Source organism: Pseudomonas sp. Irchel 3A18, assembly GCF_900187465.1.
In the GTDB taxonomy this organism is placed as follows: domain Bacteria; phylum Pseudomonadota; class Gammaproteobacteria; order Pseudomonadales; family Pseudomonadaceae; genus Aquipseudomonas; species Aquipseudomonas cichorii.
In genome coordinates, this window is record NZ_FYDI01000010.1 from 1 (window position 1) to 21,940 (window position 21,940).

22 protein-coding genes and 1 pseudogene are annotated in these 21,940 nt (G+C 58.0%); 7 read left to right on the plus strand and 16 right to left on the minus strand.

The window, feature by feature from the left end; all coding sequences use genetic code 11:
• A pseudogene (locus tag CKW23_RS26805) lies at positions 1-287 on the plus strand (hypothetical protein); the annotation flags it as partial.
• Positions 288-421: 134 nt separating this feature from the next.
• Here CKW23_RS26805 and msrQ read toward each other — a convergent pair.
• The 6 genes from msrQ to CKW23_RS18615 all read right to left on the minus strand — a co-directional run bounded on the left by msrQ (position 422) and on the right by CKW23_RS18615 (position 6,410).
• A complete protein-coding gene (gene msrQ / locus CKW23_RS18590) occupies positions 422-1,042 on the minus strand; it encodes a protein-methionine-sulfoxide reductase heme-binding subunit MsrQ (protein WP_025258542.1) in 621 nt (206 codons plus the stop codon).
• Entirely contained in the window at positions 1,042-2,055 is a 1,014-nt protein-coding gene (msrP, locus tag CKW23_RS18595) for a protein-methionine-sulfoxide reductase catalytic subunit MsrP (protein WP_025258541.1), read from the minus strand. Before msrP ends, msrQ begins: the two co-directional genes overlap by 1 nt.
• 63 nt (positions 2,056-2,118) lie before the next feature.
• Positions 2,119-2,976, minus strand: coding sequence for a CDP-diacylglycerol--serine O-phosphatidyltransferase (gene pssA / locus CKW23_RS18600; RefSeq protein ID WP_025258540.1), 858 nt, complete (start codon positions 2,974-2,976; stop codon positions 2,119-2,121).
• Between the two features lie 145 nt (positions 2,977-3,121).
• A complete protein-coding gene (gene ilvC, locus CKW23_RS18605; protein WP_025258539.1) occupies positions 3,122-4,138 on the minus strand; it encodes a ketol-acid reductoisomerase in 1,017 nt (338 codons plus the stop codon).
• A gap of 53 nt (positions 4,139-4,191) precedes the next feature.
• Positions 4,192-4,683 carry an acetolactate synthase small subunit gene (gene ilvN / locus CKW23_RS18610; RefSeq protein WP_025258538.1) on the minus strand — a complete coding sequence of 164 codons (492 nt, stop codon included), beginning with the start codon at positions 4,681-4,683 and terminating at the stop codon, positions 4,192-4,194.
• A 2-nt stretch (positions 4,684-4,685) separates the two neighbouring features.
• Positions 4,686-6,410 carry an acetolactate synthase 3 large subunit gene (locus CKW23_RS18615; RefSeq protein ID WP_025258537.1) on the minus strand — a complete coding sequence of 575 codons (1,725 nt, stop codon included), beginning with the start codon at positions 6,408-6,410 and terminating at the stop codon, positions 4,686-4,688.
• A gap of 401 nt (positions 6,411-6,811) precedes the next feature.
• On the opposite strand from CKW23_RS18615, the gene CKW23_RS18620 reads away from it, so the two are divergent.
• On the plus strand, positions 6,812-7,231 hold the full coding sequence (locus CKW23_RS18620) for a DUF4124 domain-containing protein (RefSeq protein ID WP_025258536.1): 420 nt from the start codon (positions 6,812-6,814) through the stop codon (positions 7,229-7,231).
• On the opposite strand, the gene CKW23_RS18625 is transcribed toward CKW23_RS18620, so the two are convergent.
• From CKW23_RS18625 to mrcB, 3 genes are read right to left on the minus strand one after another with little or no spacing between them, the layout of a single operon-like run.
• Entirely contained in the window at positions 7,228-7,554 is a 327-nt protein-coding gene (locus CKW23_RS18625) for a YqcC family protein (RefSeq protein ID WP_025258535.1), read from the minus strand. The two genes, CKW23_RS18620 and CKW23_RS18625, sit on opposite strands and share 4 nt — an antisense overlap.
• On the minus strand, positions 7,554-8,288 hold the full coding sequence (locus CKW23_RS18630; RefSeq protein WP_051427714.1) for a M48 family metallopeptidase: 735 nt from the start codon (positions 8,286-8,288) through the stop codon (positions 7,554-7,556). The genes CKW23_RS18625 and CKW23_RS18630 overlap by 1 nt, the downstream gene beginning before the upstream one ends.
• Before the next feature lie 16 nt (positions 8,289-8,304).
• Positions 8,305-10,629 carry a penicillin-binding protein 1B gene (gene mrcB / locus CKW23_RS18635; protein ID WP_095068108.1) on the minus strand — a complete coding sequence of 775 codons (2,325 nt, stop codon included), beginning with the start codon at positions 10,627-10,629 and terminating at the stop codon, positions 8,305-8,307.
• A gap of 130 nt (positions 10,630-10,759) precedes the next feature.
• Between mrcB and CKW23_RS18640 the strand changes: the two genes are divergently transcribed.
• Positions 10,760-12,295, plus strand: a complete 1,536-nt coding sequence (locus tag CKW23_RS18640) for a bifunctional aminoglycoside phosphotransferase/ATP-binding protein (protein ID WP_095068109.1) — start codon at positions 10,760-10,762, stop codon at positions 12,293-12,295.
• 95 nt (positions 12,296-12,390) lie between these two features.
• Entirely contained in the window at positions 12,391-12,735 is a 345-nt protein-coding gene (locus CKW23_RS18645; RefSeq protein WP_095068110.1) for a pentapeptide repeat-containing protein, read from the plus strand.
• Positions 12,736-13,036: 301 nt separating this feature from the next.
• Here the strand turns inward: CKW23_RS18645 and deoC are convergent, their stop codons facing one another.
• From deoC to CKW23_RS18670, 5 genes are all read right to left on the minus strand, one after another.
• Positions 13,037-13,816 (minus strand): deoxyribose-phosphate aldolase, encoded by a 780-nt coding sequence (gene deoC / locus CKW23_RS18650; RefSeq protein WP_025258531.1) that lies wholly within the window; start codon positions 13,814-13,816, stop codon positions 13,037-13,039.
• 119 nt (positions 13,817-13,935) lie between these two features.
• A complete protein-coding gene (locus CKW23_RS18655) occupies positions 13,936-14,718 on the minus strand; it encodes a ChaN family lipoprotein (protein ID WP_025258530.1) in 783 nt (260 codons plus the stop codon).
• A gap of 132 nt (positions 14,719-14,850) precedes the next feature.
• The gene (locus CKW23_RS18660; protein WP_025258529.1) at positions 14,851-15,618 is read right to left on the minus strand and encodes a heme ABC transporter ATP-binding protein; all 768 of its coding nucleotides are present in this window, start codon (positions 15,616-15,618) and stop codon (positions 14,851-14,853) included.
• The gene (locus tag CKW23_RS18665) at positions 15,618-16,601 is read right to left on the minus strand and encodes an iron ABC transporter permease (protein WP_162883705.1); all 984 of its coding nucleotides are present in this window, start codon (positions 16,599-16,601) and stop codon (positions 15,618-15,620) included. The genes CKW23_RS18660 and CKW23_RS18665 overlap by 1 nt, the downstream gene beginning before the upstream one ends.
• A gap of 50 nt (positions 16,602-16,651) precedes the next feature.
• Positions 16,652-17,509, minus strand: coding sequence for a hemin ABC transporter substrate-binding protein (locus tag CKW23_RS18670; RefSeq protein WP_371856580.1), 858 nt, complete (start codon positions 17,507-17,509; stop codon positions 16,652-16,654).
• A gap of 312 nt (positions 17,510-17,821) precedes the next feature.
• On the opposite strand from CKW23_RS18670, the gene CKW23_RS18680 reads away from it, so the two are divergent.
• Entirely contained in the window at positions 17,822-18,154 is a 333-nt protein-coding gene (locus CKW23_RS18680; RefSeq protein ID WP_025258525.1) for a Rieske (2Fe-2S) protein, read from the plus strand.
• Here the strand turns inward: CKW23_RS18680 and sfsA are convergent, their stop codons facing one another.
• Positions 18,155-18,868 (minus strand): DNA/RNA nuclease SfsA, encoded by a 714-nt coding sequence (gene sfsA, locus CKW23_RS18685; RefSeq protein ID WP_025258524.1) that lies wholly within the window; start codon positions 18,866-18,868, stop codon positions 18,155-18,157. It abuts the gene before it with no gap.
• Complete coding sequence (locus tag CKW23_RS18690; protein WP_025258523.1) at positions 18,868-20,040, minus strand: pyridoxal phosphate-dependent aminotransferase; 1,173 nt, start codon at positions 20,038-20,040, stop codon at positions 18,868-18,870. The genes sfsA and CKW23_RS18690 overlap by 1 nt, the downstream gene beginning before the upstream one ends.
• Positions 20,041-20,381: 341 nt before the next feature.
• On the opposite strand from CKW23_RS18690, the gene dksA reads away from it, so the two are divergent.
• The gene (gene dksA, locus CKW23_RS18695; protein ID WP_025258522.1) at positions 20,382-20,822 is read left to right on the plus strand and encodes an RNA polymerase-binding protein DksA; all 441 of its coding nucleotides are present in this window, start codon (positions 20,382-20,384) and stop codon (positions 20,820-20,822) included.
• A 162-nt stretch (positions 20,823-20,984) separates the two neighbouring features.
• On the plus strand, positions 20,985-21,872 hold the full coding sequence (gene gluQRS / locus CKW23_RS18700) for a tRNA glutamyl-Q(34) synthetase GluQRS (protein ID WP_095068112.1): 888 nt from the start codon (positions 20,985-20,987) through the stop codon (positions 21,870-21,872).
• Positions 21,873-21,940 lie beyond the last annotated feature (68 nt).

The following is a 21,940-nucleotide window of genomic DNA, read 5'->3' on the forward strand; positions in this document are numbered from 1 at the left end:
CTGATAATCTGTTGACTTCAGTCTTACACCACAAGCACCCACACGAATTGCTTGATTCAGTTGTTAAAGAGCGGTGGGTTGAGCCTTTCGTCTCAACCGAGGCGCGCATTCTACAGCACCCTCTGTACCTGTCAAGCGGTTATTTCAATAAGTTTCAAAGTTTCCTTTGCAACTTCAACCACTTGCGCTTCGATCAACCTCAGGTTACTCGTCAGCGGGAGGCGAATTCTACAGGACCCGAAGGCTGTGTCAAACGCTTTCTCACACCGCTGTCGATCCAACCATGATCGAAGCACTTCCAGCTCGACTCCAGAACCGCTAAACACTTGCAAACTATTGATTTACAAGGCTTTTTCAGTTCCGTCTGCGCCGGAAGTGGGGCGAATTATAGAGACATTAAATCGCCCGTCAACACTTAATTTCACCTTTTTATGGAACTAGCTGCCTTGCGGGTAGCAATCCGGGGGATTCGCCTGGCAATCATTGGGATTCGCAAGATAAGCAATACCGAACCAATGACTGCATATAAAGCCCACTCCTTCAGGTCAGCCCTGACAATCCACAGCATATGCAGCAAACCCAACCCCAGAATCACGTAAACCAGCCGATGCAACTTCTTCCAGCGCGCGCCCAATCGACGCTGGCTATATCGATTGGATGTCACCGCCAAGGCCAGTAACCCGAGAAAGCCAAGGCTGCCGACAATGATATAGGGCCGCTTGACCAGCTCGACACCCAACTGCCCCCAGTCCAGCCCGAGGATAAACAGCGCATACATCGTCATATGCAGGACCACATAGGCAAAACACCACAGCCCCACCTGCCTGCGAACTGCGATCCACCCTGCCCAACCTGTCATTCGCTGCAAAGGCGTCAGCGCCAGGGTAATCAGCAGCAGGATCAACGCCCCCAAACCGAACCGTTCAACCAGCACCTTTCCAGGATCAGGCCCCAACGCAAATATCCAGGCCTGATAGAACCAGAGGACAGGAGCAACGCAGGCAGCCAGAAAAACGCCAACACGCCAGAACGGATATCGCATCAATAGTCCTTCCTCAGATCCATGCCGGCATACAAGGAAGCGACCTCTTCGGCATAGCCGTTGAACATTTCGGTCTGGCGAAGGTTGGGACTGAACAACCCGCTCGGCAAGCGACGCTCGCGGGCCTGAGTCCATCGCGGGTGATCAACCGTAGGGTTCACGTTGGCATAGAAGCCATATTCATTGGCCGCGATGCTTTGCCAGGTGGTTTTCGGTTGCTCGGCGACGAGGCTGATCCGCACGATGGATTTCACGCTTTTGAAACCGTACTTCCACGGAACGACCAGTCGCAGCGGCGCACCGTTCTGGTTAGGCAATTCCCGCCCGTACATACCGACCGCAAGGATGGCCAGTGGATTCATGGCCTCATCGAGTCGCAGCCCTTCTACATAAGGCCAGTCGATCAGGGCAAAATCGGATCGTTGCCCAGGCATGGACTGAGGATCCTGCAGCGTTTCAAAACGGATGTATCTGGCCTTCGAAGTCGGCTCCACCTGCTTGAGCAATGCAGAGATAGGGAAACCGATCCAGGGAATCACCATCGACCAGGCCTCCACACAGCGAAGCCGGTAGATACGCTCTTCCAACTGGTAGGGTTTCATGAAGTCTTCCAGGGCATAGCGACCCGGCTTGGCCACCTCGCCATCAATGACCACACTCCACGGCTCGGTCTTCAATGAACCGGCATTACGAGCCGGATCACCTTTATCAGTCCCGAACTCATAGAAGTTGTTGTAGTGGGTCGCATCCTTGAAGGGCGTTATCGCCTCATCCTTGACGTTGACGGCCTGCCACCGGGTACCCGGCAGTTTTTCGGAAAACCAGGCGGGCGCCTTCCCCACCTCGACATCGGCGTATCGCGACGGGTCCTGTGCACTCACCAGACGCGGCATGGCCGTAACGGCCAGACCAGCCAGTGAGCTTGCCAACAGCGTGCGACGTGAAAGATAGATTTTCTCAGGTGTAACGTCCGACTCTCTGGAGTCGGACGTCGAAGGTAACTTGATCAGCATGATGACTCCGTAAACCTGGTGAGCTTATGCACCTACAGTCTACGAAGTATGAGGGATATCCGATCAGTCGGCGGACTTGTGGCGACGAAGATGTAACAGGTATTGAACAGGCCCCGATAGCGCATAACCGAGGAAAATCAGCAGCAAAATGCGCGGCGGATCACTGAACACTACAGCGAATACCAATACGACCACCAGAATCGCAACAAACGGGACGCGACCTCTCAGATCCAGCTCCTTGAAGCTGTTGTACTTGATATTACTGACCATCAACATGCCTGCCGCGGCGACCAGCAAGGCCACCAGAAAAGACAGTTTCGACCCCTGGATACCGAAGTCGCTGAAAGCCCAGACCGTACCGGCAACCACACCCGCCGCAGCCGGGCTGGCAAGACCGATGAAGTAGCGTTTGTCAGCCTTGCCCACCTGGGTATTGAAACGGGCCAGTCGCAATGCTGCGCCAGCGACATAGATGAAGGCGACCATCCAGCCGACCTTGCCCATATCTCCCAGTGCCCAGCCGAATGCCAGCAATGCCGGGGCAACGCCAAAGGCAACCATGTCGGACAACGAGTCGTACTCGGCGCCAAAAGCACTCTGGGTATTGGTCATGCGCGCAACACGACCATCAAGACCGTCGAGGACCATTGCGATAAAGATCGCGATGGCAGCAAAAGCAAAGTACTTGCTCGCGGCGACCGAATCACCTGCGCTCAAGGCACTCTGGGCGCTCATGGAACTGATGATGGAGTAGAAACCTGCGAACAGGTTCGCAGTGGTGAACAGGTTTGGCAGGAGATAGATCCCGCGATGACGGACCTTGCGCCCTTCGGCGTCGTGGCCTTCCTCAACATGTTCATCGATAGGTAGCAGACTTTCGGCGTCAGAGGCCTTGTTCGGCTCTTCAGGACGTTCGCTCATGGACATTACCTTGCAGCGGTTTGAAAAGGTTCGACAGGTGTCTGCGACGAACATTCGCCAGCAAACGATGCAGCTTTATACCAGACACTGGCCTCATAACGAAAAAACGCGGCCAATTGGCCGCGTCCTTTGAGAACAGAAGAACTTAGTTCTTGTTCTTGTCGACGATCTTGTTCGCCGCGATCCAAGGCATCATGGAGCGCAGTTTTTCGCCGATGACTTCGATACCGTGCGCAGCGTTGTTACGACGCTTGGCGGTCATCGATGGGTAGCCGGTAGCACCTTCGCTGATGAACATCTTCGCGTATTCACCATCCTGGATGCGCTTCAGAGCGTTGCGCATGGCCTGACGGGATTCAGCGTTGATGACTTCAGGACCAGTCACGTACTCGCCGTATTCGGCGTTGTTGGAGATCGAGTAGTTCATGTTGGCGATACCGCCTTCGTACATGAGGTCAACGATCAGTTTCAGTTCGTGCAGGCACTCGAAGTAAGCCATTTCAGGAGCGTAGCCAGCTTCAACCAGCGTTTCGAAGCCAGCCTTGACCAGTTCAACGGTACCGCCGCACAGAACGGCTTGTTCGCCGAACAGGTCGGTTTCGGTTTCGTCCTTGAACGTGGTTTCGATGATACCGGTACGGCCACCTCCAACGCCCGAAGCGTAGGACAAAGCAACGTTCTTGGCGTTGCCCGAAGCATCCTGGTAAACAGCGATCAGGTCAGGGATACCGCCGCCTTTGACGAATTCGGTACGAACGGTGTGGCCTGGTGCCTTTGGCGCGATCATGATCACGTCCAGGTCAGCGCGTGGCACGACCTGATTGTAGTGAATCGCGAAGCCGTGGGAGAAAGCCAGGGTTGCGCCCTTCTTCAGGTTAGGCTCGACTTCATTCTTGTACAGCTGAGCCTGGAATTCGTCCGGGGTCAGGATCATGACCAGGTCGGCAGCAGCAACGGCGGAAGCAACGTCAGTCACTTTCAGGCCATGAGCTTCAGCTTTGGCGACAGTAGCCGAACCTTTACGCAGGCCAACAGTGACATCAACGCCGGAGTCTTTCAGGTTGCACGCTTGAGCGTGGCCTTGAGAGCCGTAACCGATGATGGCGACTTTTTTGCCCTGGATGATCGAAAGGTCACAGTCTTTGTCGTAAAAAACTTTCATGGAATTCCCCTGTTATCTATCTAGGCCTTCAGGCCATTTGCTAATTGAGTTAATTAAATGCTCAGCACTTTGTCGCCACGGGCAATACCCGTCACGCCACTGCGTACTGTTTCCAGGATAGCGGCAGTGCCGATGGCCTGAATGAAGCTGTCCAGTTTGTCGCTTGTGCCACTCAACTGTACGGTGTAGACGCTGGCAGTCACGTCCACGATCTGCCCACGGAAAATATCCGTGGTGCGCTTGATCTCGGCACGCTGAGCGCCAGTAGCCTTGACCTTGACCAGCATCAGTTCACGCTCGATGTGAGCGCTCTCGGACAGATCGACCAGCTTGACCACTTCGACCAGCTTGTTGAGGTTCTTGGTGATCTGCTCGATCACTTCATCGTGCCCCACTGTGGTCAGCGTCAGACGCGACAGGGTCGGGTCTTCGGTTGGCGCCACAGTCAGGCTTTCGATGTTGTAGTTACGCTGCGAGAAGAGCCCGACGACACGAGACAACGCACCCGGTTCGTTTTCCAGCAATAGGGAAATGATGTGCCGCATGATTATGTACGCTCCGTCTTGCTCAACCACATATCGCGCATGGAGCCGTCCTTGATCTGCATCGGATAGACGTGCTCGGTTACATCGACCTGAATGTCGATGAATACCAGGCGATCCTTCATGGCAAAGGCCTCTTCCATTTTCGGCTTCAAATCTTTCAGATCAGTGACCCGAATGCCGACATGACCGTAGGCTTCGACCAGCTTCACGAAGTCAGGCAGCGACTCCATGTAGGAATGGGAGTGACGAGCACCGTAGCTCATGTCCTGCCACTGACGGACCATGCCAAGCACGCCGTTGTTGAGCAGGATGATCTTCACCGGCAGACCGTACTGCAGGCAGGTCGACAGCTCCTGAATGTTCATCTGGATACTGCCTTCGCCGGTCACGCAGGCGACGTCAGCATCCGGGAAGCTCATCTTGACGCCCATGGCGGCCGGGAAACCGAAGCCCATGGTGCCCAGACCACCGGAGTTGATCCAGCGATTAGGCTTGTTGAAGCGGTAGTACTGAGCCGCGAACATCTGGTGCTGACCCACGTCGGAAGAAACGTAGGCTTCGCCCTTGGTCACTTCACACAGGGTTTCGATGACCGTCTGCGGCTTGATGACACTGCCATCGCCACGGTTGTAAGGGAACAGGTCGCCACCGGCACGCCACTCATCGATTTGCTTCCACCAGGCGGCAACGGACTCCTTGTTCGGGGTCTCGCCGATGTCCTTGAGGGTCGCGACCATTTCGGTCAGCACGCTCTCTACAGGACCCACGATAGGCACGTCGGCCTTGATGGTCTTGGAGATCGAAGCCGGGTCGATATCGATGTGGATGATCTTGGCGTTCGGGCTGAACTTGCTCGCGCCATTGATGACGCGGTCATCGAAGCGTGCGCCTACAGCCAGGATCACATCGGTGTGGTGCATGGCCAGGTTCGCGGTGTAACTGCCATGCATGCCGAGCATGCCCACGAACTGGCGGTCGGTGCCCGGATAGCAGCCAAGACCCATCAGGGTATTGGTGACCGGAGCGTTGAGCTGTTTAGCCAGCTCAGTTAGCGGCTCGGAACCGTTGCCCATGACCACGCCGCCACCGGCATAGATGATCGGACGCTTGGCGGCCAGGAGCATTTCGACGGCCTTGCGGATCTGGCCCGAGTGACCGCGGACAGCCGGGCTGTAGGAGCGCAGCTTGGCTTTTTTCGGGAATACGTATTCGTATTTCTCGGCCGGGTTGGTCATGTCTTTCGGAATATCGACGACCACAGGACCCGGACGACCGGACTGCGCCAGGTAGAAGGCCTTCTTCAGGACTTCCGGGATTTCCGAAGGATGCTTGATCATGAAGCTGTGTTTCACGATCGGACGGGAGATACCGATCATGTCGGTCTCCTGGAACGCATCGGTACCCACCAGGGTGCTGGCAACCTGACCGGACAGCACCACCATTGGAATGGAGTCCATGTAGGCAGTGGCAATACCGGTGATGGCGTTGGTTGCACCCGGACCGGATGTCACCAGAACCACACCAGCCTTGCCGGTGGCGCGCGCATAACCATCAGCCATGTGAGTGGCGGCCTGTTCGTGACGAACAAGAATATGATTTACAGCCGGTTCTTTGAAGAGCGCGTCGTAGACATGCAGAAGGGCGCCACCCGGGTACCCGTAAATGTACTTAACGCCTTCGTCACGCAAAAAGCGGACGACCATTTCAGCGCCAGATAAAAGCTCCACGTTGTTCACCTCTAAAACGCCAGAATACCGTCCACTACGGAACGGGTCTTATTAGGTTTTACTGCCAAGCAGAGCATGAGCGACGGTGGTCGCCGACTACGTCAGCACTGACTGAGCAAGTATTGGGATGTCCCTGAGTGTTGCGGAACATTCCCACCCAGCGCGAGGTAACGCGTTGCGGGTGTTACAGGTCGGCGCGGGTGTGCGCCTCATGATCTACCGAGACGGTCTGCTTCTGGCAGTCCTTCTACAGCGAACTTTGAATTGTTGTGATTCGCCCCCCGCAAGTCAAGTAATCCGTGAGCTTTCTTCCAGGCAGCGGCTTATAAGGGGGACAGACCCGGACTCCAGAGCACTGTATATGGTAGCTTTGCGACGCACAGAATTTTCAAGGAAGTACCATGCGCTGGATGATCCTCGCGGCTGCACTCTCGATGGCGGTAAGTACAACCAGCCAGGCCGCACCAATCTACAAATGGGTCGATGCACAAGGGGTCACGCATTTCGATGCGCAACCGCCTGCCGGGCAGCAGGTAGAAGAAATCAATGTGCAAAAGCCACCAACCGCCCCTGCCGCATCAACGGCCAGCGAGCCGGATCCTCAACAGCAGGATATCGATGCCAAGGTCAAGAAACAGGTGAGGGCTCAGGAAGCCAGAATGGCCGACAATTGCGAAGTCTTGCGCACCAACCTTGCGCAACTGCAGAACAATCCGAGAGTGCGTGAGCAGACCGAGGGGGGAACAAAGCGCCTCACGGATGATGAACGCAAGGCGCGTGTTGCAGAAACGCAAAGGACGATTGCCGAATACTGCCGTTAAGACTGGCTGATCAGCTGGTCAAACTGCGCCAGAAGCTCCTGCAGTTTGCGTGCTTCACTCTGACGACTGGCGTAGACCATTTCGGCCATTTCCAGAATCCCCGACGAGTTGGGCAATGGAAGATCCCGCTCCAGGATGATTTTCATCCTCGGCAGGAAAACCCATTGCAGCCACTGCTCGAACTCCAGGGTATCGACGCTGAACGGCTCGGTGCTGGAAAGCGCTTCCTCACTGGGCGGCGTATCGCTCCACCAGCCCAGGACCCTCAGTTCACGCTCGATCAGCAACAGTTGCTCAGCCACTTCAGGCAGACGCTGATCCATCAGAGATTGACCCGGGCTTTTTGACGCGCCAGCGCTGCGCCAGCCGCATCACCCTGCTTTTCACGAGACTGGGCGATCAGCTCCCAGAGGCTCGCCTGCAGGCTTGCACGACCATTGGCATAGGTCAGGGCGCGACGGGCCAGTTGTTCTGCCTGGGCTGGATCACCCTGGGCCAGACGCACCTGAGCCAGACGATAAAGCACTTGCGGCTCGCGCGGTGCCACTCGCTGGGCACGCTCAAGGCTCGACGAAGCACCGTTGAGGTCACCGCTGCCTTGCTGCTGCTGAGCCGTGGTCAACAGAGCCAGTACCGGGCCATCCAGTTGCTCGTCAGCCGACAGGCCGGACGAACCGGACGGAATACCGGTCGGTGCCGACGACGCCGGCATGCTGTAGTTGCTCACCGGAGCCGAATTGACTGGCTGCTGAGCAACCGGAGGCGTGTCGATGGTGAACGAGGACTGGGATGAAGGCGCAGAGAAGCTCTGGCCGGCACCTGCGGCACCACCACTGCCCGGAACCATCACGACCACACCGGAATCCTGCGGCACAGCCTGGGCCTGCGGAGCCTGGGCAGTATTGGCTCGATAAGCTGTATTGCGCGAAGCCGAAACACGCTCGCTGTTAGAAACCCTGGAGCCCGAATCCACGACCGGGATCGAGCCACGCTGCACGCTGGAACAACCACTGAGCAACGCCAGGGTCGTTACAGCCGGAATCAACCATTTATTCACGTCACACCCTCATTGCTTAATTCAACCAACCCTTGACCCAGTCCAGCACTTCAGCGGCGGGTGCCGGGCTACCGCTACAGGAGGCACCGGGCTGAGGTTCACTGCCGCGAATATACGGCATCTGTACGGCATTCGGGCAATTGGCATCCGACCCCTGACCGGTCTGGGCATTGACCCAGGCCTGGACCACGTTATCCGGCATTGCCATGTCCAGCGGCAGCGGGTCGGCCTTGCGCATGAAACTGGTCCAGACCTGCAAGGCTCCACTGGCTCCGGTGAACGGCGTCTTGCCGTTATCGTCACGCCCCATCCACACCACTGCCAGCAGATCCTGACTGAAACCTGCAAACCAGCTGTCGCGCGAATCGTTACTGGTGCCGGTCTTGCCCGCCAGATTCAAGGTCGATGGCAAGACGCTGTAAACCGACTTGGCGGTCCCTTCACGCATCACCCGCTGCATTGCGTTCTGCACCAGATAAATGGCGCCCGGATCGAAACGCTGCTCGATCTGGAACGGATAACGCTTGAGCGGTTCACCCTCGGCAGTCAAGACGCTGCGAATACCACGCATCGGGGTATTGAAGCCGCCGCTGGCAATCGTCTGGTACATGGTGGCGATTTCCATCGGACTCAAGCCGCCAGCCCCCAGCAGCATCGAAGGATACGCTGGCCATTCGCGTGTCACGCCCAGCTTGGCGAGGGTCTTGAATACATTGGGCACGCCCAGCTCAAGACCCAGCTTGGCTGTCGATAGGTTGTAGGAATGCGCCAGCCCCTGATACAGGAAAATATTCCCGTGGGCCTTGCGATCGTAGTTCTGTGGTTTCCAGACCTGGCCGTCCGCACCCTTGACCTGAAACGGCTCGTCGGCCACCCAACTGGTCAGGGTGTACTGGCTCGGGCGCTCAAGCGCGGTGAGATAGATCGCCGGCTTGACCAGCGAGCCGATAGGCCGCACGGCATCGATGGCACGGTTGAACCCGGCGAATCCGGCCTGACGACTGCCCAGCAAGGCTTGCACTTCGCCAGTCTCGGGATTGGTCACGACCATGGCCGCTTCCACTTCGTCCGACCCTTTGCGCCCGGCCAGTCGCTTGAACGTATCGTCCATGGCCGCCTGGGACTTCATCTGCAGGATCGGATCGAAACTGGTGAAAATTCGCAGCCCTTCTTCGGTCAAGTCTTCGTCGCGATAGTCTTCACGCAACTGACGCTTGACCAGATCAAGGAAGGCCGGGAACGAGCTGTCCGCAAGGCTGCCGGTCTTGGTCACGCCCAGAGGCATCTTCTTGGCCGCCTCGACCACTTGCGCAGTAGCAACGCCCTGTTGCTCAAGCAGGTCGAGAACCAGATTGCGACGCTCCAGAGCACGCTCGGGATTGCGACGCGGGTTGTAATAGGAAGGCCCCTTGACCAGACCGACCAGCAACGCCACCTGATGAATCTTCAGCTCCGACAATGGCTGGCTGAAGAAGTACTGGCTGGCCAGACCGAAACCATGCACCGCACGCTGACCGTCCTGGCCGACGAACACCTCATTGAGGTAAGCCTCGAGAATTTCCTGCTTGCTGTAATGCAGCTCCAGCAACACCGACATCATGGCTTCGGTCAGTTTGCGCGTGAGGCTGCGCTCGTTGGTCAGGTAGAAGTTCTTGACCAACTGCTGGGTCAGCGTACTGCCGCCCTGACGCATCTGCCCTTGCGAGGTATTGACCCAGATGGCACGGGCAATGGACTTGGGTGAAACCCCAAGATGACTATAGAAGTCACGGTCTTCGACGGTCACCAGGGCATCGAGCAGATACGGCGGTGCCTGATCGAGCTTGATCAGGATCCGGTCTTCCAGGTTTTTCGGATACAGGCCGCCGATCATCAGCGGTTCGAGACGGGCTACCGCCAGTTTTGCACCGGTGCTGCCGGAGGTCAGGTCCGCAACATAGTCGCCGGAAAAACGCACGCGAACCTGCTGGGCAGGATCGGTGCCTTCGTAGAACTGGAAGCCACGAGTATTGAGGTCGACTGTATTGCCGTTGACTGCAGCCGCGCCCGGGCCGTTGGCCACGCTTTCGCGACGATAGCCCAGCGCGTCGAGTTCGATGAGAAAGTCATCGCGGCTCAGTTTCTGGCCGACGAACAATTCCAGAGGCCGGGCGTAGACCTTGGCCGGAATGGTCCAGCGCTTGCCGGAAAACTTCTCCTGGACCACCGCGTCCAGGTAAACGGCAACGCAAGCCAGCGCCACAAAACCGACGATACTGAGCTTCAGCACCCAGCCCAACCACTTGGGAAGGCCACGGGGAGCTGGTTTTTTGGAAGTACGAGAAGTGCGAGATCGAGTCATGGCCGCGGATTATACGCACTTTGCCAACGACCGACAGACACCTGCACCAGCGGTTTGCAGCCTCGCGCCGAGCGGCCATAATGGCCGCCATGAGCACTTACATTCCGAATCAACTCTTGAAGGATCGTCCGTGAGCCAGTCACTGATTGCAGCCCTGCAGAATCCCGCCCTCTTTCCCCATCCGGTGGAGAACTTCCGGGTTATCGAGACGCACATTTCATGGGTCCTGCTCACCGGCAGCTATGCCTACAAATTCAAGAAACCGGTCAATTTCGGCTTTCTGGATTTCACCACACTTGCCGCTCGTGAACACTTCTGCAATGAAGAGCTGCGTCTGAACCAGCGCCTGACCGAAGGCCTCTACCTGGAAGTCATCCCGGTCACCGGCTCCGTAGAAGCGCCGCAACTGGGCGGCAGCGGTGAAGTCATCGAGTACGCCCTCAAGATGCGCCAGTTCTCGCAGGAAGGTTTGCTCAGTTCCCTGCAAGCCAAAGGCGAACTGACAGTCGGACATATCGACGAATTGGCCAAACAGATTGCCGACGCCCACCTCAGCGTGCCGACAGTCACCACCGAAAATGAGCTGGGTTCTCCTGACAGCGTCATGGCGCCGGTCCTGCAGAACTTCGAGCAGATTCGCCCGTTCCTCAGCGAAAAAGCCGATCTGTTGCAAGTTGACTCCCTGCAAGCCTGGGCCGAGTCCAGCTTCGAGCGCCTCAAGCCGCTGCTTGCCCAGCGCAAGGCAGACGGCTTCATCCGCGAATGCCATGGCGACATTCATCTGGGCAATGCCACGGTCATCGACGGTAAAGTCGTGATCTTCGACTGCATCGAATTCAACGAGCCATTCCGCATGACCGACGTCTACGCAGACATCGGCTTCCTGGCCATGGACCTTGAAGACCGAGGCCTGAAATCCCTGTCGCGTCGCCTCATCAGCCAGTACCTGGAACAGACCGGCGACTATGCGGGCCTGGAACTGCTCAACTTCTACAAAGCCTATCGCGCTCTGGTGCGGGCCAAGGTCGCGCTGTTCAGCCAGCCTGCCGACGCCGATGAGGCCCAACGTGCCGCCACGCTGAGCAAATATCGCAGCTACGCCAACCTGGCCGAAAACTACAGCGCCATTCCATCCAGTTTCCTGGCCATTACCCATGGCGTCTCTGCCGTGGGCAAGAGCCATGTGGCGATGCGTCTGGTGGAATCGCTGGGCGCCATACGCCTGCGTTCGGATGTCGAGCGCAAGCGCCTCTTCGCAGAGAGCGCCGAGCTTTATGGTGCCGAAACCAGCAAGGCAACCTATGACCGTCTGCATGCTCTGGCAGAAACCATTCTGCGTGCTGGCTTCTCGGTGGTCATTGATGCCACTTATCTCAAGCGCGAACAACGTAATGCTGCGGCCAAAGCTGCCGAAACAACGGGTGTGCCTTTTCTGATTCTGGATTGCGAAGCGCCTCAGGCCGTCATTGCCGGCTGGCTCAAACAACGCCAGGAACAGGGCAGCGACCCTTCGGACGCCACTCTGGAGGTGATCGAGGCTCAGCAGGCCAGTCGCGAGCCACTTGAGGCGGACGAAATCCTGCGCAGCAAGCACGTTGAAACCAGCAACAGCAGTGATCTGGAAGAACTGGTCGAGAACCTTCGCCAGCGCTTGCCAGGACTGTGAAATGAACGTCGAGCCGTTGGGCAGCTAGTGCTTCACGGCTCGACAATGATGGCGATATAATGGCGCCATAATTCCAACGAACCACAGAGGCACCCATGAGCCAGCCCAAGCAGCTCGATTCGCCGCTTTACATGCTGTTGCGTAGAGATGATGTCGAAGGCTTCAATCAGGAGAAGCCCAAAACGGGCACGATCGATATGGTCGGTGGGGATTTCCGTGGCCTGGACTTGCGTGCTCTTGATCCGAGCGGCATCGATTTTACCGACGCCTACTTTCGCTCTGCCGACCTTCGCGGCCTGGACTTGCGCCATACCCCGATGGAAGGCGCAAGCATCGCGCATGCACAAATCTCTGGCGCGTTCTTCCCGCCAGAGCTATCGGCGGACGAGATCCGCATGTCGGTGACCTTCGGGACCCGCATGCGCTACCACACCCGCTAGGCAACACCTGTATCAAGCCTGCGTGCGCAATGCATGCGGGCTTTGTGTTGCGTTGATTTTTTGATGTCTTTCTTCATACCTTCTTCGCGAATGAATTCGCTCCTACCGGATTTGGTGGGGCATTGATGCGTGAAAAAAGAACTGTTGACTTAGAAATGAGAATCGTTATGATTATCACAACCGGTCGCGAGACTGGCCGATAACCTGAAAGACCTTGGTTCGGACTTTCAGGATTATCTCCTCATCAGGCTAATCACGGTTTTTGACCCGGCTTTTTGCCGGGTCTTTTTTTGCCTGTCGTTCAGGATTTCCTGAGGTCCGGCTCCAGTACGCCCAGGCACACCAGCAAATCGTCCAGCAGTGTCGAAGATCCAAGGCGCACCCTGTCGACATTGATCCAGTGCGGCCCGAAACGGGAGCGCGCCATGTCCATGAAGCCCCTTGCATCGGCAAAAGTACGGATTCCTCCGGCGACCTTGAAACCCACCTGCCCGCCCACCTCGGCAATGGACTCCAGCACGATGCGCACCGCTTGCGGCGTGGTGCTGGCCAGCCCTCGACCGGTGCTGGTCTTGAGAAAGTCGGCACCACACAGAATGGCACTGCGACAGGCATGCAGGATGATCTGAGGATCACGCAAATCACCGGTTTCGAGGGTAACCGTCAACGCGACGCGACTGCCGCACGCAGCCTTGCAGGCCGTGATCATATCCATGCCGGTCTGCTGGTCGCCGGACAGAAGAGCACGAAACGGATAGACCACATCCACCTCGTCAGCACCAGACATCACCGCTGCACGCACCTCCGCCACCACAGGCTCGATGCATGGGCCGCCATAGGGGAAGTTAGCCAACGCCACCACCCGGATACCCGGGGCCTGCAGACGATCAAGAGTCGTGCGTGCCAGACACACGAAACGTGGCGACACAGACACCGCCGCGATCGCCCCCAAAGGCGTCACCGCGCGTTGACACAGGGCGACAATCCGCTGTTCGGTGTCATCACTGCTAAAGGCGAACAGATCAAGCAGGCTCAACGCCTGGAGAGCCAGTCGCTCGTCATCTGCTGTCATTTCCTGCATGGCATCCCGCTCCGAAAAACATGAGCAGGACAATATAGGAGCGGTCCTTGCCAGACATGAGCACACCTCAGTCAGAGAAAAGGACTACACAAAGAAGAGAAAAAACCGAGCCAGTGGTATCAGGCCCCGGGTGGAGACTGATGAAGTTGAGCGCCAGAATGCTTTTCGGGAGTGGCTGCCGTATACCAGACGTAATCGGCGCTCTGCGGCTCAACCTCTTCACCCATCCGGGCCAGAAGCAGCACTACCGCAGGCTCGGTGACGCCAAGGTCAGCCAGATGCAAAGGCACTCCCACATCCTTGCGCACGTGCCAGGCATCGGCAAACAGCACACTTGGCAAGGGAGCAGCTAACAGGCTTTGGGCCATTCGCCGGTCGCGCTGTTGCTGAACCGCCAGCAGCGCAGGCAACCGATCTTCGGGCAACACGCCATAGCTATCACGAATAAGCGCCAGCAGCCGCTCATGCACGGCTGGAGCCGCAGAAAGAGAACCACTTGATTCGGGGGCCTGCCGGTAAGTCGGCATGATTTCATTGGTATCGAGATTGGCGGACATCACAGGATAAGGCTGAGCCAGCAGATAGCGCATCAGCGAGCCATACAACGACCAGTCCCAGGCCTTTTGCCAACTCAGCGCTACTGGCAAATCGGACGGGTATTTCTCCTGGACCAGATCAGACTGAACCGCAGTGACCCTGGCCTGCTGATCGGGGTTCAGCATCTCCAGTAACAGACTGCCTTGCGGACGCCGTGCAGCCAGCACCTGCATAAGCCATAACTCCAATGCATGGTGATCGGGGTTGTCGTGCTGCTCGCCAACCAGAACACGCGAAGCAACTGCCAGACGCTCGGCCAGTTGTTGCGCGCTCAGCGCCTGACCACTCTTGTTGTCACGAATCATGCGTAAGTCCAAATGCCCATGCTCACACGGGCTTTGCCAGAGGAGTAAATTTGGCAAACGAAGTGATATTTGGCAAGTATTGAGGCATACCAAGACCACAGCCAGAAAAAGACGCTTGGTGGACTTACCTTTTCAACGCGCGATGATCAGCGGATGTCCCCTCTCGGGATGGCTCTGCACCAATACTTCCAGGCCAAACACTGCCTTGAGAGCATCCGGTTGCAAGACAACCTCGGGACGATCCAGCGAATAGACTCTTCCCTTGTCGAGCAACAATAGTCGATCACAGTAACGAGCCGCCAGGTTCAGGTCATGCAGGATGACCATCACGGCCGCGCCGCGATTGGCAAAATCTCGTACCGCCTGCAACGTGGTGTGCTGATGCAAGGGATCGAGCATGGACGTCGGCTCATCAAGCAGAAGCGTGCAATTGCCTGTGCCGGGCCAGAGTTGCGCCAGCACCCGTGCCAGATGCACTCGCTGACGCTCACCACCCGACAGGGTCATGTAACTGCGTTCGGCAAGGTGCAGGGCATCGGCAGCCTGAAGCGCTTCGCGCACCACCTGCTCATCGACTTCACGGCCGGTTTCATGAGGCAAGCGTCCCATGGAGACGACTTCATCGACACGAAACGCGAAACTCAGGGTAGAGCTTTGCGGCAGCACAGCCAGCTTTCGTGCCCGCTCGGCACCCGGCCACTGCGAGAGCAGCCGCTGCTGCAACCAGACGTCTCCTTGAGAAGGTTCGAGTTCTGCGCACAGGGCTGCCAGCAGCGTACTTTTGCCGGCCCCATTGGGACCGAGCACTCCCAGCACTTCTGCGGGCAGCAATTGCAGATCGATATCCGCCAGAACACTTTGCGTGCCCCGATGAATGTGCAGATTTTCGGCTCGTAACATCAGTGACGCCCTCTCACCAGCAGATACAGGAAGAATGGCGCGCCCAACAATGCCGTGACGATGCCGATAGGCAACTCCGCAGGCGCCAGCACCAGACGGGCAAAAATGTCGGCAAACAGCAACAGGCTGGCACCCGCCAACGCCGAGGCAGGTAAAAGAACCCGGTGATCCGGCCCCACCAGCAAACGCACCAGATGCGGCACCACAAGACCGATGAAACCGATTAGCCCGGCAGCCGCCACCGCCGCTCCGACACCCAGCGCCGTGCAGAAAACCAGCTCACGCTTGAGGGCTTCAACATTGATGCCCAGATGACGTGCCTCGGACTCCCCCAACAGCAAGGCATTCAGGGCTTTGGCCCGACGAGGCAGCCAGAAGATGATCGCCACGCACACCAGCAGCAGCGGCCATAACCGGGCATAAGTAGCACCATTGAGGCTGCCCATGTTCCAGAAGGTGAGCGTACGTAGCGTGGCGTCATCCGCCAGATAGGTCAGCAGACCGATGATCGATGCCGACAACGCCGTCAGCGCAATACCGGCCAGCAGCATGGTTGCAACGCTGGTCTGGCCATCTCGCCGGCCCAGCCGGTACACCATGCTGGTCACCACCAGCCCACCGACCACCGCACAGACCGACAACAGATAAGGCGCGATAACCTGCGAGACATTTCCCCACAAGGCACCGCCCACAATCGCCAGTGCCGCCCCCAGCGCAGCACCACTGGAAACCCCGACCAACCCCGGATCGGCCAGCGGATTTCGGAACAGCCCCTGCATCGCCACCCCGGACAACGCCAGCACTGCGCCAACCGCCAGGCCCAGCAAAGTGCGCGGCACACGAATCTGGCCAAGAATCAGTTCAGCTTGCTCAAGATTCTCCCCCGCCACCGGCATCCCCAGCAGCCGCAAAGCCGCACGCAAGGTATCGGCCAGCGGCAGACTCACCGGCCCGAGGGCCAGCGACAGCCAGAATGCAGCGATGCACAGGACTGTCAGCCCGATAAACAGAGCACGCGCTGATATCAGGGCTTTCATGGCTCAGAGCGAACGGCAGCGCTCAAGGGCTTGGCAGTTGGGTAAAGCGCGTGAGACAACTTTTGCAGATTGTCGGGCAGACGTGGGCCCAGACCACCCACCAGCAGCGTCGGGTCCAGATCGAACACCCGGTCATCGCGTGCCGCAGGCGTGGCGGACAATGCAGGGTTTTCCTTGAACAGCGCCTTGCGAGCGGCATCACCACGCAGGGCGCGATCGGCCACGATCAGTACCTGTGGAGCCAGCCCGGCCATGGCCTCGACCGAAAACACCTTGTACCCGTCATGGGTCGCCAGATTGCGACCGCCCGCCTGTTGAATCAGCCAGTCGCCAGCCGTCCCCTTGCCGGCAACCATGGGCTTGCCGCCGCCATGGCCCACCAGCAGCAGGACACCCGGAGCCTCAGCACCTTTCTGCGCCTGGACGATCCACTGCTGCTGGTTATCCAGTTGTTGTTGATAACGTTCGATCAGGCGAGCGGCCTGCTCCGGAGCGCCCAACAGCCCCCCAAGGCGTTGCAGGTTGCTTTTCAGGGTTGCCATATCCGCCCCTGCCGGGAGCACTTCAACCTGTACCTTGGCCGCACGCAATTGTTCCAGCACAGGCGGAGGTCCCATCTCCTCGGTCCCGACCAGCACGTCCGGACGCAGGCTGAGAATGCCTTCGGACGACAGCTGGCGCTGATAACCGATGCTCGGCAACGACCTGAGCGACTCCGGATACTGGCTGGTGGTGTCGACGCCCACCAGCCTGGATTGGCCGCCCAGCGCAACGACCCATTCACTCAAGGCCCCCCCGGCACTCACCCAGCGTTGCGAGGCTTCGGTATCAGCAGGCTGTGCAGCTTGCGCCATGTGACTGAAGGCAATTCCGACCAGAGCCGCACATACGCTGCTATTGAAAAATCGCATGAAGATTTCCTTTCAAGAAGCCCGGACCCTGGCAGTTTTAATGAGCACCGGTGATGGGCAAAACGTTTCAACGTGGCGAGCACTCCTTGGGAGGCGCTCGCAACAAGGGGCGAAATTGTCCGCGAACATGCAGGATCGACGGATTAAGATTGCATTAAGAGGCAAGCCTCATTGCTCTCTTGCCGTCATCAACTCGAGAATCGGAGTCATTTGATAATTGTTTTCATTTAAACGTCAAGCCGGCGAGCACGCTTCATGAAACGCCTATGTGCCGCTGCCGACCTTCCCGAGGCAGAAAGTCGCGGGTTTGAAACCGAAGGGCTGAAACTGCTGGCAGTGCGTCGTCATGGGCGGGTGTTCGTCTACCGCAATCGCTGCCCCCATCGCGGCATTGCACTGGAATGGGAGCCTGACCGGTTTCTGGATGACAGCGCGAGCCTGATCCAGTGCGCCAGCCATGGCGCACTGTTTCTGGTCGAGAATGGCGAATGTGTTGCGGGACCTTGCGAAGGACAGTCGCTGACTGCAATCCCCTGCCGGGAAGACGCCAAAGGCATCTGGGTCATGCTGTCTGACGATAACGAATAGTCAGATAAGGCCCTGAACCTGCAGACGCCTGTCGATGCGAATCTCTTCAGGCGTCAGTTGCACCCCATAGGCCAGTACCTCGACACCCGCTGCTACCGCTTCGCGCAAGGCAGCGGCATAGGCCGGGTCGATCTCTTCTGCCGGACGCACCGCATCAATGCCGGTGAGGTTCACGCAATACAGCAGGACCGCACGCACACCCTCGCGAGCCAGCGCCGCCAGCTCACGCAAATGACGAGCGCCGCGCTGGGTGACCGCATCGGGAAAGGCCGCGACTGCCGACCCATCGAAGCCCAGCGTGACACTCTTGACCTCCACATAGGCATAGCCTTCGGGGTATTCGAGGCGAAAATCCACCCGGCTTTTTTCCTGCCCGTAAGCCACTTCGCGCTTGAGCGCCGTGAAACCGTTGAGCTCGCTGATGACCCCGGCGCGCAATGCTTCCTCGACCAGGGTATTGGCTCGTCCGGTATTGATGCAGGCAAAACGTCCCTGAGGTGTTTCGCTGATTTCCCAGGTCCCCGGCAGCTTGCGCTTGGGATCACTGGAGCGACTGAACCAGACGCGCCCGCCCGGCAGCATGCAATTGAACATCGAACCGGTATTGGGACAGTGAATGGTCAGCAACTCGCCGCTATCGGTTTCGATGTCGGCCAGGAAGCGTTTGTAGCGAATCAGCAGACGACCCTGCTCAAGTTCAGGAGAAAAACGCATCAGCCTTTCCAGCTCCGCAAGCCACGGGCAATCCGCTCGACCGCCTCTTCAAGCCTTGGCAGGCTTTGGGTGTAAGCAAAGCGCACATGATGCCCCGCCTGATAACGCCCGAAATCCAGACCCGGAGTGAACGCAATGTGTTCGGTCTCGAGGAAGTGCCGGCAAAAATCAAAGGCATCGCCACCAAAGGCGCTGATATCGGCATATAGATAGAAAGCCCCTTCAGGCTCCACGGCGATACCAAAACCCAGCTCGCGCAAGGCAGGCAAAAGGAAATCGCGGCGGCGTCCGAACTCGGCGCGGCGCTGCTCGAAAATCTCGATGGTCTGCGGCTCGAAACAGGCCAGCGCGGCATACTGGGCCATGCTCGGAGCACTGATGTAGAGGTTCTGCGCCAGCTTCTCCAGATCGGCAACGGCTTCGGGAGGCGCCACCAGCCACCCCAGACGCCAGCCCGTCATGCCGAAATATTTTGAAAAACTATTAAGGACGAACGCATCGTTATCGACTTCCAGCACGCTGCTCGCGTCAACGCCGTAAGTCAGGCCGTGATAGATCTCATCCACCACCAGATGGCCGTTGCGTGCCTTGAGCGTACGGGACAACGCGGCCAGCTCATCCACATGCAGAAGCGTGCCTGTGGGGTTGGCTGGAGAGGCGACCAGAGCACCGACGCTGTCCTGATTCCAGTGCTGCGCCACCGACTCGGGTGTCAGTTGATAACGCTCCTTCGGCCCGACCGGTACCAGTTGCGCAGCACCTTCCACCAGACGCAGAAAGTGCCGGTTGCACGGGTAACCCGGATCGGCCAGCAACCAGTGCTTACCGGGATCAACCAGCAGACTGCTGGCCAGCAGCAGCGCACCTGAACCACCGGGCGTGACAAGAATTCGCTCCGGGTCGATATCCAGCCCATAACGCTGGGCATAGAAACCGGCGATGGCCTGGCGCAATTCCGGCAGGCCACGGGCAGCGGTGTAGCGGGTCTTGCCGGCCGCCAGCGCCGCCTGCCCGGCCGCAACGATGGGCTCTGCCGTGGTGAAATCGGGCTCGCCGATTTCCAGGTGAATGACATCGTGGCCCGCCGCCTGTAATTCATTGGCCCGCGCCAACAGCGCCATGACATGAAAAGGTTCGATGGCGCGACTACGCTCACTGTAAGGCTGGGCCATTTTTCTTCCTTAAATGAAACACGAATCAGAAACATAACGGTCATGAGCATTCGGCGGGATTCTAACCAACCGCTTGCAGTGCAGTACTTTAAATCATGAAACGTCAGGACTTGTTGAATAGAAAATAAAAAGACGGGGACAGCCGCTACACGCCTTGATGACAGCGAGTTTGCATCACAGGCGTCCCGTTCGGGGAACAAGCGAGACGATGCTCGACAACCGGGAGTAGCGCACCACGATTTGATCTGGTAAGTTCGCCCGCTTGCAGTTGCAGGGCCGACAGGGGTCGGTGATGGAACAATCCTGCGCAATAGATTAGAAGAGTGAGAGGCGGTCCCTACATGCCCACCCCAGAAAAGCAACAGAATCATCTAATCAGTGGCTTTGAACCCTACGTGGAAAAAAAGGGTGAAGAGTACATGGGCGAGCCGATGCGCGCGCATTTCACCAAGATCCTGAACAAGTGGAAACAGGATCTGATGCAAGAGGTCGACCGCACGGTAGACCACATGAAGGACGAAGCTGCAAATTTCCCTGACCCAGCAGACCGAGCCAGCCAGGAAGAAGAATTCAGCCTGGAACTTCGTGCCCGCGATCGTGAGCGCAAGCTGATCAAGAAGATCGACAAAACGCTGCAACTGATCCTGGACGAAGAGTACGGCTGGTGTGAGTCCTGCGGTGTGGAAATCGGCCTTCGCCGTCTTGAAGCACGCCCGACTGCCGATCTTTGCATCGACTGCAAGACACTGGCAGAAATCAAGGAAAAACAGGTCGGCAAATGATCTGCTGACTGCCTTGAACAAAAAGACGCTTCGGCGTCTTTTTTGGTTTTAAGGAATAGAGGTTTTTCGCGAATGAATTCGCTCCACGCACATGACCTGTGGGAGCGAATTCATTCGCGAAAAACAGTCAGACGAAAAAGCTATTCTGGTTTGGATACTGCCATGAAAAACCCGGCCTATATCGGACGCTTTGCGCCAACCCCCAGCGGTTACCTGCACTTCGGCTCGCTGGTCGCAGCGCTCGCGTCCTATCTCGACGCCCGCGCCGCGGGTGGCAAATGGCTGATGCGCATGGAGGACCTTGACCCGCCTCGGGAGGTTGCCGGGGCGCAGGCTGCGATTCTGGAAACCCTTGAGCGTTATGGCTTTGAATGGGACGGCGAAGTCGTGCGCCAGAGCCAGCGTCACGATGCCTATGCCGAAGTCCTGAATCGCTGGTTCAGTCACGGCCTGGCCTACGCCTGCACCTGTTCGCGTAAACAACTGGAAGGTTTTCAAGGCATCTATCCCGGCTTTTGCCGCAATGCAGGACATGCCACCGAAGACGCCGCGATACGCATCCGTGTACCGGAACTGGAATACCGCTTCATCGACCGGGTACAGGGCGCCTTTCAACAGCACCTGGGGCGCGACTCCGGGGACTTTGTCATTCAGCGGCGCGACGGCCTGTATGCCTATCAACTGGCGGTAGTGATCGATGATGCCTGGCAGGGCGTTACCGATATCGTGCGCGGCGCAGACCTGCTGGACTCGACACCTCGCCAGCTCTATCTCCAGGAACTGCTGGGGCTGCCACAGCCGCGTTACCTGCATGTGCCGCTGATTACCCAGCCGGACGGCCACAAGCTCGGCAAATCCTACCGCTCTCCCCCACTGCCAGCCGATCAGGCGACGCCTTTATTGCTCAGGGCACTGCGAGCCCTCGGTCAGCCCACGACACCCGAACTCTCGTACGCCAGCGCAAGGGAAGTACTCGACTGGGGCATCGCGCACTGGGATGCCATGGCAATACCGCGCACGAGCACAATTGAAGAAGCCCGAATAGACTGAGCTAGAGCGGTCGCGTAAAACTCCTACACAAGTACACTTGCAGGTTGTACGGCATCCGTTACCATGCC

Coding starts and splice junctions, on each gene's coding strand:
- msrQ (WP_025258542.1), bottom strand. CDS start 1,042: ATGCGATATCCGTTCTGGCGTGTTGGCGTTTTTCTGGCTGCCTGCGTT.
- msrP (WP_025258541.1), bottom strand. CDS start 2,055: ATGCTGATCAAGTTACCTTCGACGTCCGACTCCAGAGAGTCGGACGTT.
- pssA (WP_025258540.1), bottom strand. CDS start 2,976: ATGAGCGAACGTCCTGAAGAGCCGAACAAGGCCTCTGACGCCGAAAGT.
- ilvC (WP_025258539.1), bottom strand. CDS start 4,138: ATGAAAGTTTTTTACGACAAAGACTGTGACCTTTCGATCATCCAGGGC.
- ilvN (WP_025258538.1), bottom strand. CDS start 4,683: ATGCGGCACATCATTTCCCTATTGCTGGAAAACGAACCGGGTGCGTTG.
- CKW23_RS18620 (WP_025258536.1), top strand. CDS start 6,812: ATGCGCTGGATGATCCTCGCGGCTGCACTCTCGATGGCGGTAAGTACA.
- CKW23_RS18625 (WP_025258535.1), bottom strand. CDS start 7,554: ATGGATCAGCGTCTGCCTGAAGTGGCTGAGCAACTGTTGCTGATCGAG.
- mrcB (WP_095068108.1), bottom strand. CDS start 10,629: ATGACTCGATCTCGCACTTCTCGTACTTCCAAAAAACCAGCTCCCCGT.
- CKW23_RS18645 (WP_095068110.1), top strand. CDS start 12,391: ATGAGCCAGCCCAAGCAGCTCGATTCGCCGCTTTACATGCTGTTGCGT.
- deoC (WP_025258531.1), bottom strand. CDS start 13,816: ATGCAGGAAATGACAGCAGATGACGAGCGACTGGCTCTCCAGGCGTTG.
- CKW23_RS18655 (WP_025258530.1), bottom strand. CDS start 14,718: ATGATTCGTGACAACAAGAGTGGTCAGGCGCTGAGCGCGCAACAACTG.
- CKW23_RS18660 (WP_025258529.1), bottom strand. CDS start 15,618: ATGTTACGAGCCGAAAATCTGCACATTCATCGGGGCACGCAAAGTGTT.
- CKW23_RS18670 (WP_371856580.1), bottom strand. CDS start 17,509: ATGGCGCAAGCTGCACAGCCTGCTGATACCGAAGCCTCGCAACGCTGG.
- CKW23_RS18680 (WP_025258525.1), top strand. CDS start 17,822: ATGAAACGCCTATGTGCCGCTGCCGACCTTCCCGAGGCAGAAAGTCGC.
- sfsA (WP_025258524.1), bottom strand. CDS start 18,868: ATGCGTTTTTCTCCTGAACTTGAGCAGGGTCGTCTGCTGATTCGCTAC.
- CKW23_RS18690 (WP_025258523.1), bottom strand. CDS start 20,040: ATGGCCCAGCCTTACAGTGAGCGTAGTCGCGCCATCGAACCTTTTCAT.
- dksA (WP_025258522.1), top strand. CDS start 20,382: ATGCCCACCCCAGAAAAGCAACAGAATCATCTAATCAGTGGCTTTGAA.
- gluQRS (WP_095068112.1), top strand. CDS start 20,985: ATGAAAAACCCGGCCTATATCGGACGCTTTGCGCCAACCCCCAGCGGT.